This window comes from Streptomyces sp. NPDC014734 (assembly GCF_043083325.1).
In the GTDB taxonomy this organism is placed as follows: Bacteria; Actinomycetota; Actinomycetes; order Streptomycetales; family Streptomycetaceae; genus Streptomyces.
Genome location: NZ_JBIBYN010000010.1, coordinates 131,634 through 143,115 on the forward strand (window position 1 = coordinate 131,634; position 11,482 = coordinate 143,115).

Here is an 11,482-nt window from a genome sequence, read left to right on the forward strand (position 1 = left end):
CACCTTGCTTCTTCGAGGCGGCCACGGAAGACATCGTGGTCATGAGCGGCTCCGCTTCGCTCGGCGGCCAGCCGCGACGGCGGGCTCGGCCGGGGACTGTTCATCGAGGGGACGGGTCAGGCTCAGATAGACGTCTTCGAGCGAGGGGCGTTCGACGGTGAGGTCGTGCAGGTCCAGCCCGCGGTCCAGGGCCCAGCCGGTCAGGCGGTGCAGTACGGCGGTGACCTCCTCGGCCGCGGCCTCGGTCGTGACGGTCCCGGCGTCGTCGGCGGGCGCCGCGAGCGGCAGGTCCGCGAGCGAACATCGCGCCGGGAGCAGGAAACTGATCCGAGTCAGGGCGTCGTCGCGTCCGCCGAGCGTGGCAGGCGTACCGGAATCGATGATCTGCCCGCCGGCCATCACCGCCACCGAGTCGGCCAGGGCCTGTACCTCGTCCATGTAGTGCGTCGTCAGCACAATTGTGGTGCCGCTGTCCCGCAGGTTCCTCACCACCTCCCAGGCACCGCGCCGGGCACCGGGATCGAATCCCGTCGTGGGTTCGTCGAGGAACAGCAGTTGCGGATCTCCGATGACTCCCAACGCCAGATCGAGGCGCCGCTTCTGCCCGCCGGACAGGTCCTTGACCTTCGCGGTGCGCTTCTCGTCCAGACCGACGAGCGTGATCACCTCGTCGACGTCGCGGGGCGCCGGGTAATAGCCCGCGTTCCGTGTCACCGTCTCCAGCACCGAGAGATGCGGTTCCACCGCGATGTCCTGCAGGACCAGTCCGATCCGCTCGCTCAGCCGGCGCCGGTCACCCCGCTCCGAGGGATCGAGTCCCAGCACTTCGACGCGGCCGCCGTCCCTGCCACGGAAACCTTCCAGAATCTCCAGCGTGGTGGTCTTGCCGGCACCGTTCGATCCGAGCAGCGCGAAGATCTCCCCCTCCTCAACCGAGAAGTTCATGCCTCGCAGCACCTCGTGCGTCCCGTAACTCTTGCGCAGGTGTTCCACCACCACGGCGGTCACAGAACCAGCTCCGCAGTTCTCACTGTCACCCTCCGTACCTCCTCGGTTCGCCTCGCGGGCAGTGCCAGGCAAACCTGACGTTAGGACCGCTCCGCGTCGCTCCGCGATATCCGGGGAAGGAGCAGTGACCTCCGTCATGAAAGTGACGACACTTGTCAGCGGACTTGGACGGCGTCGGCTCCCGCCGCCGTGCAGGCGTCGGCCCACCGCGGCGCCGCACGGAGTACGCCCTGAGCGAAAGACACCGTCGCCGGCATGAGCCGGGGGACGACCGCGTCGCCGTCCGGCACGCCGTCGAAGTCGGTGAGCATGATGTCCGGGTGCTGCGCGGGGGCCTTGACCCCGAATCCTGGACACCCGAGACATTTGGATCTTGATGGTTCAGGAGAACGGATGTTCCGTAGTCATGACGCCGACCTGGTCCTGACCACGCTGGAGTATGCCCTGGCCAGCCGCGAAGTCGCCCCCGGTGAGAGTTCATCCACCACGCCGACCACGGCTGTCGATACACATCCGTGAAGCTCACAACACGCCTGCTCAGGGCAGGTATCCAGGCGTCCATGGACTCGGTCGGCGACTCGTTCGACAACGCCCTGGCGGAGAACCTGTGGACGGTCATCAGGACCGAGTGCATCCGCGGCCGCGTCCTCGCCACCAGAGCCGGAGCGAACCTCACGCTCTTCGAGTACATCGACGGACTCTGTTGCCCAATTGGTCTCATGCCGCAAGGTCGAGTGCTGCCAGGCGGGACGTACGTGTGCGGGCGAGGGGCGTTTCGTTCCACCATGCGTCGAGACGGATCAGATTGATGGCGGTAGCTGTGAGGATGTGCGCGAGACGTGTCTTGGCTTGGCCGATCTAGCGGGTCCGCCGGGCTCCGGCAGCAGCGACGGCCTGGTGGATGGTGCCTTCCACTCCGGCACGTGCCGCATACCAGTCCTTCCACTCGTCCGTGGACTGCCCGGCGCGGACGCGTTCCAGCAGTGCGTCCTGGTCCTGGGGACGGACGGTGAGCTGCCGCCCGTACCTTCGCCTCCCCGGGATCGTCGCAGCTCTCGCTGAGGTGGATCTTGCAGCCGACCCAGGCGGACCCGCGCTTCTTCGCGTAACGGGCCTCGGGATCATAGGGCGAAGCGACCACCGCCTCTGCTCGGCGGGAGATCGTCTTTCCCCCGCCAGGCCACCTCTTCCTCGCCGTCGGTGACGGTGCGGGTGAACTGCCGCACCCACACCGTGCGCAGGACGGAGACGGCGGGCACCTGCCTCAGCCATACCGGCGCCGTCGGGGCGAAGACGGCTTCGAGCAGCCGGTATCCGTCGGCGGCGATCTGCTGGGCGAGATCGCGCCGCTCCTGCTCGTCGGCCGGCAACCGGTAAGCGTCGACCATCGCCAGACACCCCTTGGGGAACGCTGCCCGGGCGACATCCCGTGTCACCGCAGGAACCTCCACCTCCGAACTCGACCGCATCGACACAACGCCACCCCCGATTTCCGCGGCCAGACGCCCAGTTCACGCCCTCGAAACCGCCTGCACCACACACTCGCGAACCGGAATGCCACGCGACAGGCGATCACGGCAGCTTCACTCAATTGGGCAACAGGGTCATCGACGGCTTCTACAACCCCCGCCGCATCCAGAAACGACTCGGCTGCCTCAGCCCCATCGAGTACGAGGAGAAGCACTACGCCAACCAGACAACGACCGAACAAGTGAACCTGAAACCACGTCAAACCGCCCTGACCAGCTAGTCAGCCACCCCCACACAGCGGGGGAACCTCACCGTGGTGTACGGTTCACCGCCTGTCTGGCCACTGGGTTCGGATTCTTCGCCTGTCTGTGGCTCGAACGCTGTGTGGCTCCCGACTCTGGAGAGCCGCCTGAGCTCAAGCCGCGACACGCGTGGGGAGCATCGCTTGCGACGGGTGTGATCCTGGCGGTGGGCAGATGGGGATTGGTCTATTTGATGCGGTGGACGCTGGCTTGATCTTCCAATAAGGTCTGCGCGGACTTCGAGTTCGTAATACCCGAGTCTTGGCGGCGTTGGGGACTGGCACGGTTGCGAATGCTCCGTTTCCAGTCCCCACTGCTTCAAACCGTGCGGGCGGTCGGGCCCCGATCCCGCCATGCCCCAACGACCAGCCGACGCTGACGTTCATCCAGATGCGGCAACAACGCCTGGAACTTCGCAGCCAGGACGGCCTCGATCCCCTCCGGTCTTCCTATACCAGAACAACGACCCCCACAGCCGGAAGCTACGACTTGTTTCCCTGCAAGCCCTATAGAGGTGGTGGCGGCTTCGTCTTGGGCTGAGCAGCCGGTCTCATCGTGCAGAAGTCGAAGAACGCACCGGGCGTCGGGGGTAGCAAATCGGTCACCGTCTTCGCCGCTTCGGAGCACCCAGCGGCGATACAGCAGAAGCCAGCTGAGGCACCGCAGGTGTCAGCACCTTTCGCTCCCCGCCGCTCGCTGACCCTGCACACCAGAACAGGCGGCTGGGCGCCGCGGCCCTGCCGTCCCACCCTCTCGGCCCCCTGTCGCGACGTAAGACCCCAGTCGCACGCAGCGAGGCCCCAGGCCATGCCGGAGAGGACAGACCGCAGGGGCCGGAGACCAGCACTGGCCTCCGGCCCCTGCGGCGATTTCACCCAGATTCTCCCTCCTCGGCCAGGCGGGAAACTGGGAAACCGAGGGGAAAATGATCATGCAGATCGCTGCAACGCACTGCGCGACGATGCGACGATTCACTCGAACGTGCATGCTGCGTCGCAGGTCGGAGGGATACGCACGCCGCGACCTGCTGCGGCTCAGAGCGTGATGCTGTTCATGACGCTCAACCCATTCCCGCGGGAGCCCGGAGGCGCCGGTACCCACCCCGACTATTTAGTGGAATATTCAACCACTATGCCGTGTTGCCGCAAGCACGGGAGGACCGGGCACATGGGCGGGCCGGAGCCGCACGGGCCAGGGATCCCGGCGTTCGGTCCATGGACGAGGAGGTCACATGAGCGACACCTATTTCGAGTTCGGTACGGCGGCCGACCGCTGGGACCGTGCACAGATGTTCTTCGAGGCGAAGGAGTACATGAGCGCCGCCCGGATTCTCGAAGGGCTGGTCGAGGAAGTGCCGGATCAGGTGTCCGCGCGGCTGCTGCTGGCCCGCACGTACTACCACTCGGCCCGGCTCGGCCGGGCGGAGGCGGAACTGCGGGTGATTCTGGAGCGCGACCCGGTGGAGCCCTACGCCCGGCTGATGCTCGGCCGCACGCTGGAGCGCCAGGGGCGGGGGCGGGGCGCGGAGGCGAGCGGTCATCTGCGGATGGCGGCGGCGTTCTCCGGGGACTTCGGCCCGAACCGAAGCGGCCGGGGGTGAGAGGCGGGGGCCGCCGGGTGATTCCCGGCGGCCCCCGTTGCCCAGGCGTGGCGGGTGATGCGTCAGCCCGCCGCTGCGGCGGTCCGGTTCGAGGCGGCGGCCGAGGTCCCGGCCGAGGCGGCGCCCGGTGCGAGGAGCCGTTCCGTCAGGTGACCGAAGACGACGCCGAAAACGGTCCAGAGGGTGACCTGGACGGCGAGGGTGGCCAGTCGGAACTCCCACAGCAGCGTTGCCGGGAAGTCCTTTCCGACCTCGTTGAACGAGGGCAGGAACGCGTAGGCGAGGCCGATCACGACGACGTAACCGGCAGCCGCGGCGATCGTCGCGTTCCAGTTGCCCAGGCGGGGGGCGAGCCGTCGGCCGAGGATGACGGCGGCGACGGCCAGCAGCACGCTCAGGGCGACCATCAGGAAGAAGAGCCCGGTACGCCTGCCGATGGTGTCGGGGTTGCCGACGGCCGGCGGGTTGGCCGGGTACTTCAGGAACGGCACCACGTACACGGTCAGCAGTGCCGCGCCCGCGATCAGCGCCGCGGTGGCCCGCGGACCGAACCTGCCGATCCGGCCGAGGGCGTAACAGAAGACGAGGGCGGCGATGCCGCCGATCGCCACGCCGAAGACCAGCACGCCGGTGGCCAGACCGGCGGTGGACTGCAGGGCGCGGCTGACGAGTTCCTCGCCGTCGTGCTCGTGGCTGTGCGCCTCTTCGAGCGCGATGGCCGCGTCCACCCGGGACTCGCCCAGGAAGTACGCGACGGCGAGAGCGAGCACGCCCGCGATCAGTCCGGCCAGCATGCCGCGGACGAGAAGGGCTCTGACGGATATGGAGTTCATGAGGTTTTCCCCTGGTTCGGACGGTACGTCAGTGGCAGGGGAAACCGAGGAGGTGGCGTCCGTCGTGGACCCACTCATGTACTCCGGCGCCGGAGATGACGGAGGTGGCGCCCTGCTCGGCGCCGACGAAGTACAGCAGGACGAGCATGAGGACGCCGAAGAAGACCGCCCAAGGGGCGAGGGCCTTCAGGGATATGGGGGTGATCGCCGGTACGACGGTGGCGGGGGCAGCGGACTGTGCCATGGCAGAACCTCCTGAGGGAACACGCGTCCCGATCGTGGTGCTGAGGCGAAGGCGCTGGGTCTGACTTCCCGTACGGGTACGGGTACACAGTGGCGCGACCGTGCCGGAGTCTCACCGGGCTTCCGTCACGCCTTCGTCATGTGCCCCGGACGATACCGCCTGGACGTGGGCACGGCCATGGCCCCCGCACGCCGTCGCGGACCGGCGTGGAAGGGTGGGCACGCTCCATGCCCACAGCTCAAGGGGGTTGACCTGACCATGACGGAACACGTGATGTTGATCTCACCCGCGCTCAACGCGGCGCTGCGCGAGGCGCGTTTCGACGGTGACGCCCCGCTCGACCCGGCCGGGGCCCGGCAGGCGCGGGAGGCCGCGGCGGCGGTGCCGTCCGCCGACCGGTACGTGTGCGGGCCGTCGGAACGCTGCGCCGGCACCGCCGACGCGTTGGGGCTGCGCGCCGCCCGCGAACCCGCGCTCCGCGGCTGGGACATGGGCCGGTGGGCCGGACGGCGGCTGGCGGACGTGGGCGCGGACGAGCCGGACGCGGTGTCGGCGTGGCTGGCCGATCCCTCGGCGGCTCCGCACGGTGGCGAGTCGCTCCTGGCGTTCTGCGGGCGGGTCGGCGAGTGGCTGGAGTCGGTACCGGGCCCGGACGGCGGCGACCGCGTCCGGTGGGTGGCGGTCGCCGAGCCCGCCGTGGTGCGGGCCTCGATCGTGGCCGCGCTCGCTCTGCCGGCGTCCGCGTTCTGGCGGCTGGACGTCGCCCCGCTCACGCTGACCGGACTGCGTGGCCGGTCGGGGCGGTGGAACCTGGAGTGCGGGCGCCCGCTCCCGCCCGCCCCGGCACGGTGAATCCGCCCGGTGCGGGTGGAAGCGGGTCCGGCCGCCGACTGCGCGGCCGGCCGGTCGTCCCACCGCCGCCTACGCGTCCCGGTACGCCTCCAGCAGGCGCAGCCAGATCTCGCTGATCGTCGGGTAGGAGGGGACGGCGTGCCACAGCCGGTGCAGGGGGACCTCGCCGGCGACGGCGATCGTCGCCGAGTGGAGCAGTTCGCCGATGCCGGGGCCGACGAAGGTGACCCCGAGCAGGATCTGCCGGTCGAGGTCCACGACCATGCGGGCACGGCCCCGGTAGCCGTCCGCGTAGAGCCCGGCACCTGCCACCGCGGCGAGGTCGTGATCGACGGCACGTACGCGGTGACCGGCTCGTTCCGCCTCGGCGAGGGTGAGGCCGACCGAGGCGGCCTCGGGATCGGTGAAGACGACCTGGGGGACGGCTCCGTGATCGGCGGTGGCCGCGTGGGCACCCCAGGGGCCGGTCTCCAGCGGCGCGCCGTGGGCGCGGGCGGCGATCGCCGCGCCGGCGACGCGCGCCTGGTACTTGCCCTGGTGGGTGAGGAGCGCCCGGTGGTTGACGTCGCCGACGGCGTACAGCCAGGTGCTGCCGTCGACACGGCAGCTGTCGTCGACGGTGAGCCATGAACCCGGGGTCAGGCCCACCGTTTCGAGTCCGAGGTCGTCGGTGCGCGGGGCTCGGCCGGTGGCGAAGAGGATCTCGTCGGCCTCGATGAGCTCGCCGCCGTCCAGTTCGACGGTGACCGGGCCGTCGGGCACCGGACGGCGTACGGCGGTCGCCGACGTTCCGGTACGGATGTCGGCGCCCGCCTCCGTCAGTGCCCGCGCGACAAGTTCGCCCGCGAAGGGTTCCATCCTGGGCAGCAGTCCCTCGCCGCGGATCAGCATCGTCACGTGGGCGCCGAGCGCCTGCCAGACCGTGGCCATCTCGGTGCCGACGACGCCTCCTCCGACGATCACGAGGCGGCCGGGCACCTTCTTGGCGCTGGTCGCCTCCCGGCTGGTCCAGGGGCGGGCCTCGTCGATGCCGGGCAGGTCGGGTACGACGGCACGGCTGCCGGTGCAGACGGCGACGGCGTGCCGGGCCGTGAGGCGGCGTTCGGTCCCGTCGGGGCCGGTGACCGAGACCGTCCGCTCGCCGGTCAGTCGGCCCCGGCCACGGAGGATGTCCGCCCCGATGCCGTCCAGCCAGGCGACCTGTCCGTCGTCCTTCCAGTGCGAGGCGTAGTCGTCCCGGTGCGCGAGGACAGCGGCGGTGTCCAGCGGCCCGCGCACGGCGTCGGCGAGGCCGGGCACCCGGCGGGCGTCGGCGCGGGCGACGACCGGGCGCAGCAGCGCCTTGCTGGGCATGCAGGCCCAGTACGAGCATTCGCCACCGATGAGTTCCGACTCGACGACCGCCGTGCTCAGGCCGGCGGCACGGGCCCGGTCGGCGACGTTCTCGCCCACGGGGCCCGCTCCGATCACCACGACGTCGTACTCGGCGTTCAGGGAGGGATTCGTCATGGGAACAGTCTGGTGTCGGGTGTGGACGGTGGCCACATGGGCAAGCGGAATACCGCGGGTACAGGGCACCGTTGTGCCGGACAGATCCGTGCCGCCGAGGGAAGAGGTAAGAGGCATGAGCACCATCGAGCTCACCAAGGAAAACTTCGATCAGGTCGTCAACGACAACGACTTCGTCCTGATCGACTTCTGGGCTTCCTGGTGCGGCCCGTGCCGGCAGTTCGCGCCGGTGTACGACGCGGCGTCGAAGCGCCACGAGGACCTGGTCTTCGCCAAGGTCGACACGGAGGCGCAGCAGGAACTGGCGGCGGCCTTCGACATCCGTTCCATTCCCACGCTGATGATCGTCCGGGACAACGTGGCGGTCTTCGCCCAGCCCGGGGCGCTGCCTGCGGCCGCGCTGGAGGACGTCATCGGGCAGGCCCGGAAGCTGGACATGGACGAGGTCCGCAAGTCCATCGAGAACCAGCAGAAGGAGCAGCAGCAGTAGGACGGCGGCGGGGGCCGTGCCCGTGCGAAGGGGCGGCCCGGACCGTCCCACCGTGCGGGCCGCTTTCCCGGACGGTGGGGCGGTCCGGTCTCAGATGTCGGTGGCGGCTTCGGAGCCGCCACCGGTGTCCGTCTCCCTGATCCGGACGGAGAGCCCGTAGTCCAGTTCGGCCCCGTCCACGAGGAGGGCTTCGACGGCGTGCGTCGCCGGGTCGATGTCCGCCACGACTCCTTCGCCCGCGTACCGCGGGTAGCCCGATGCCCCGGTCTCGCCGGTCGCCGCCACCACCGCCGAGCGGATGGCGGCGCCCGTCCGGGTGGTGCCGGTGGTGTCCTCGGTGAATTCGGGGACGATCAGGATCTCGTAACTCTGCGGGTGGCTCATGGGCACGACGCTAACGACCTCGCCCACGATCGGCAGTGGGCGAGGAGCGGCGCCCGGTGCCCCCGCGTCCCGGGCGGGAGACGCCCCGGCCCTCCCCGTGCGCCCGTCGGTGGGCACGGGGCAGCCGTGGGGCGCGGGCCCGGGCACGCGCCCCGTCCGGGCGCCACGGCCCTGCCGACGGGTCTGCCGTGGGGTGCCGGGCTCAGCTGGATTCGCGGTGGACCACGTCGACCCGTAGCAGGTCGTGGTGCTCGGGTGCGCCTTTCGGGTGGCGCACCAGCCGGTCGACGAGGTCCGCGAGCGGCCGGGCCGTGGCGGGTTCCATCCGCACGGTGCTGAGCCGGGGCCGCAGCAGTCTTCCGAGCATCAGGTCGTCGGCACCGACCACGGCAGTGTCGTGGGGCACCTCGACACCCACATCCTGCAGCGCCCTCATCAGGAGCATCGCGTACTCGTCGTTGTACGCGAACACGGCGTCCAGGCCCAGGGCGGGCCAGGCGGAGGCCAGTCGGGCGGCCGACTCCTCCTCGTAGCGCAGCGGCAGCGGTTCGATGTGGGCGCCGCGGCCCCGCGCGACCTGCCGGGCGCCGGCCAGCCGGGGTTCCGCAGTGGGGCCGAGGCCGTCCTCCTCCGGCATGACGACGCCGATGCGGCGGCGGCCGCGGCGCAGCAGGTGCCCGACGGCGCTGCCGCCGACCTCCTGCTGGTCCATGATCAGTGCGTGGGCCCCGGCCACCGGCCGGGGTCCGAGAGTGATGACGGCCTTGGCCCCCGAACGCCTGAGCACGGATATGCCCCGCGGGGTGAGGGCGATGGTGCCGGGCGCGACGACGGCGACGGGGCGCAGTTCGGCCCAGGCGCGGGCGGCCTCGTCGGCGTCCAGGCCGGTGCTGCCGTACTGGACCGCGGTGTAGTCGAGGCGACGCAGCCCGGTCTCCAGGTCGTGGACGAATCGGTGGTGGAGCGGGCCGGACGGAACGTCGACGGTGGGCAGGACCACCGTGCGGGTGTGTCCGGCGCGCAGGCTGCGGGCCGCCGCGTGCGGGACGTAGCCGAGTTCGGTGGCGGCCTCCCTGACCCGGCGTCGGGTGGGTTCGCTGATCCGGACGGCGCTGTTGTCGTTCAGGACGTACGACACGGTGGCCCGGGAGACTCCGGCGACTCGTGCGACATCGGCACTGGTCGGGACGGGCCCCTCGGTGGACTGGTTCGGTAACTGGCTCATGGCGACGGGCAGTCTTGCAGACCCGGGTGCCATGAGCGGCTCGTTCAGGCCGATATGACGCCCTGTCGGGACATCGGGCGGTCACCGCCGGGGGCGGCGGGCCCCGCGGGCCCGCCTCGGCGGACCTTCCGCCCCGCTCGCCGGGCCGGGCGAAGCGGGCTCTACGGTGAGGGGATGAACACGCAGCACCATGACGACGAAGCCGGGGCCCCTGCCTCCGTTCCCGGTCGTACCGGGCCCGCAGCGACCCACGAGGCCGATCCGCGCGACGTGGGCACGGTCCGCACCTCGTACGCCCCCGACCGGGACGGTGATCCCGATCCGGGCGAGATCGTCTGGACGTGGGTGCCGTTCGAGGAGAACGACGGGCGCGGCAAGGACCGTCCGGTGCTGGTGGTGGCCCGGGAGGCGGCGGGCACGCTTCTCGCCGTGCAGTTGTCCAGCAAGCAGCACGACCGGGACCGCGAGTGGGTGGCGCTCGGGGCCGGGCCGTGGGACAGCTCGGGCCGCCCGTCCTGGGTCGACCTGGACCGGGTGCTGCGGGTCCACGAGGACGGGATGCGGCGTGAGGCGTGCGCCCTGGACCGCGACCGGTTCGACAGGGTCGTCGGGCGGCTGAGGGAACGCTACGGCTGGGGCTGACCGCCGAACACCCGGGTGAAGGCGGACCGGGTGGCGGCATCGGGGCCGCGGTCGAGGATGCCGAAGACGATCTGCTCGAAGTGCCCGGCGAACCTGCCCCCGTCCAGGAGCAGGGTCCGGAACGTGCGGGCCACCTGTACCGGGTCGTTGCCGAACACACCGCATCCCCAGGCGCCCAGCACCAGTCTGCGGTAGCCGCGCACCGCGGCGACCTCCAGCACCCGTTCGGCGCGCGAGGCCAGGGCGGCGGGGATGCGGTGGGCCTCCTGGGGGGTGCGGTTGCGGACGGCCGAGGCGTTGGGTGCCGCAGAGGTGAGGAATCCGACGGTGAACGGCTTGTCCAGCAGCCTGCCGCGGTCGTCACGGAAGACCGGAACGCCCGGTGAGTGAATCACCCGGTCGGTGTAGAGGACGCTGCGTTCGGCGCGGTGGTGGGCGTAGTACTCGGGCGCGCGCAGCAGTGTGGCGTGCAGTGCCGAACTCCGGCAGAGGGCTTCCTCCTGCGCCTGGGCGCCGTTGAGGTATCCGCCGCCCGGGTTGCGGGCGGAGGCGTAGTTCAGGACCGCGATCTTGCCGGATGCCTCGCCGGTCATGCGGTGCGCGGCCCGCAGGCTGCTCTCGTCGGTCACTTCCACGGCGGAGGCGCGGTCCGCGTCCAGCGCGGCGACCGGCACCGGCGCGGGGCCGTACATCCGGGTGCCCGAGAGCGCGGCGGCCAGGGCCCGTTCGATGGTCACCTCGCGGCCCTGCGGTGTGCGGTAGCGGCCGGCCTCCACGATGTCCTCGGTCTCGCGCGCGATGGCGCGCAGCCGTGCGCTCATCGATACTCCCCCATGTGGTGCATACGGGGCATGTTCGATGCTCCGACGGCACGCGCGCAACCGAATTTCCGACCCGTCGGGGCGCTCTTGTGCGATCCCCCC

The 11,482-nt window shown here is 70.7% G+C and carries 14 protein-coding genes; 6 read left to right on the forward strand and 8 right to left on the reverse strand.

Annotated features, from left to right (window positions below):
- Positions 1-39 precede the first annotated feature (39 nt).
- On the reverse strand, positions 40-1,008 hold the full coding sequence (locus ACF1CT_RS18210; RefSeq protein ID WP_391784861.1) for an ABC transporter ATP-binding protein: 969 nt from the start codon (positions 1,006-1,008) through the stop codon (positions 40-42).
- Positions 1,009-1,401: 393 nt separating this feature from the next.
- Here ACF1CT_RS18210 and ACF1CT_RS18215 point away from each other — a divergent pair, with 393 nt between their 5' ends.
- The gene (locus ACF1CT_RS18215) at positions 1,402-1,527 is read left to right on the forward strand and encodes a hypothetical protein (RefSeq protein WP_391784862.1); all 126 of its coding nucleotides are present in this window, start codon (positions 1,402-1,404) and stop codon (positions 1,525-1,527) included.
- Between the two features lie 602 nt (positions 1,528-2,129).
- On the opposite strand, the gene ACF1CT_RS18220 is transcribed toward ACF1CT_RS18215, so the two are convergent.
- Positions 2,130-2,396 (reverse strand): hypothetical protein, encoded by a 267-nt coding sequence (locus ACF1CT_RS18220; protein ID WP_391784863.1) that lies wholly within the window; start codon positions 2,394-2,396, stop codon positions 2,130-2,132.
- 203 nt (positions 2,397-2,599) lie between these two features.
- On the opposite strand from ACF1CT_RS18220, the gene ACF1CT_RS18225 reads away from it, so the two are divergent.
- Both ACF1CT_RS18225 and ACF1CT_RS18230 read left to right on the forward strand, forming a co-directional pair.
- The gene (locus ACF1CT_RS18225; protein ID WP_391784864.1) at positions 2,600-2,758 is read left to right on the forward strand and encodes a hypothetical protein; all 159 of its coding nucleotides are present in this window, start codon (positions 2,600-2,602) and stop codon (positions 2,756-2,758) included.
- A gap of 1,253 nt (positions 2,759-4,011) precedes the next feature.
- Positions 4,012-4,380 carry a tetratricopeptide repeat protein gene (locus ACF1CT_RS18230; RefSeq protein WP_391784865.1) on the forward strand — a complete coding sequence of 123 codons (369 nt, stop codon included), beginning with the start codon at positions 4,012-4,014 and terminating at the stop codon, positions 4,378-4,380.
- 62 nt (positions 4,381-4,442) lie between these two features.
- Here the strand turns inward: ACF1CT_RS18230 and ACF1CT_RS18235 are convergent, their stop codons facing one another.
- Positions 4,443-5,213, reverse strand: coding sequence for a CbtA family protein (locus ACF1CT_RS18235; protein WP_391784866.1), 771 nt, complete (start codon positions 5,211-5,213; stop codon positions 4,443-4,445).
- A 28-nt stretch (positions 5,214-5,241) separates the two neighbouring features.
- Complete coding sequence (locus tag ACF1CT_RS18240; RefSeq protein WP_391784867.1) at positions 5,242-5,457, reverse strand: CbtB-domain containing protein; 216 nt, start codon at positions 5,455-5,457, stop codon at positions 5,242-5,244.
- Positions 5,458-5,730: 273 nt separating this feature from the next.
- Between ACF1CT_RS18240 and ACF1CT_RS18245 the strand changes: the two genes are divergently transcribed.
- Positions 5,731-6,309: a histidine phosphatase family protein gene (locus tag ACF1CT_RS18245; RefSeq protein ID WP_391784868.1), complete on the forward strand. Its 579-nt coding sequence runs from the start codon at positions 5,731-5,733 to the stop codon at positions 6,307-6,309.
- Between the two features lie 69 nt (positions 6,310-6,378).
- Here ACF1CT_RS18245 and ACF1CT_RS18250 read toward each other — a convergent pair whose 3' ends face one another.
- Positions 6,379-7,818 carry a dihydrolipoyl dehydrogenase family protein gene (locus ACF1CT_RS18250; RefSeq protein ID WP_391784869.1) on the reverse strand — a complete coding sequence of 480 codons (1,440 nt, stop codon included), beginning with the start codon at positions 7,816-7,818 and terminating at the stop codon, positions 6,379-6,381.
- A 115-nt stretch (positions 7,819-7,933) separates the two neighbouring features.
- On the opposite strand from ACF1CT_RS18250, the gene trxA reads away from it, so the two are divergent.
- A complete protein-coding gene (gene trxA, locus ACF1CT_RS18255) occupies positions 7,934-8,308 on the forward strand; it encodes a thioredoxin (RefSeq protein WP_391784870.1) in 375 nt (124 codons plus the stop codon).
- A gap of 90 nt (positions 8,309-8,398) precedes the next feature.
- On the opposite strand, the gene ACF1CT_RS18260 is transcribed toward trxA, so the two are convergent.
- Entirely contained in the window at positions 8,399-8,692 is a 294-nt protein-coding gene (locus ACF1CT_RS18260; protein WP_391784871.1) for a hypothetical protein, read from the reverse strand.
- Positions 8,693-8,894: 202 nt separating this feature from the next.
- On the reverse strand, positions 8,895-9,917 hold the full coding sequence (locus tag ACF1CT_RS18265) for a LacI family DNA-binding transcriptional regulator (RefSeq protein ID WP_391784872.1): 1,023 nt from the start codon (positions 9,915-9,917) through the stop codon (positions 8,895-8,897).
- Positions 9,918-10,091: 174 nt separating this feature from the next.
- On the opposite strand from ACF1CT_RS18265, the gene ACF1CT_RS18270 reads away from it, so the two are divergent.
- A complete protein-coding gene (locus ACF1CT_RS18270; RefSeq protein ID WP_391784873.1) occupies positions 10,092-10,559 on the forward strand; it encodes a type II toxin-antitoxin system PemK/MazF family toxin in 468 nt (155 codons plus the stop codon).
- Here ACF1CT_RS18270 and ACF1CT_RS18275 read toward each other — a convergent pair.
- Entirely contained in the window at positions 10,544-11,380 is an 837-nt protein-coding gene (locus ACF1CT_RS18275; RefSeq protein ID WP_391784874.1) for a TIGR02452 family protein, read from the reverse strand. The two genes, ACF1CT_RS18270 and ACF1CT_RS18275, sit on opposite strands and share 16 nt — an antisense overlap.
- Positions 11,381-11,482: the final 102 nt, after the last annotated feature.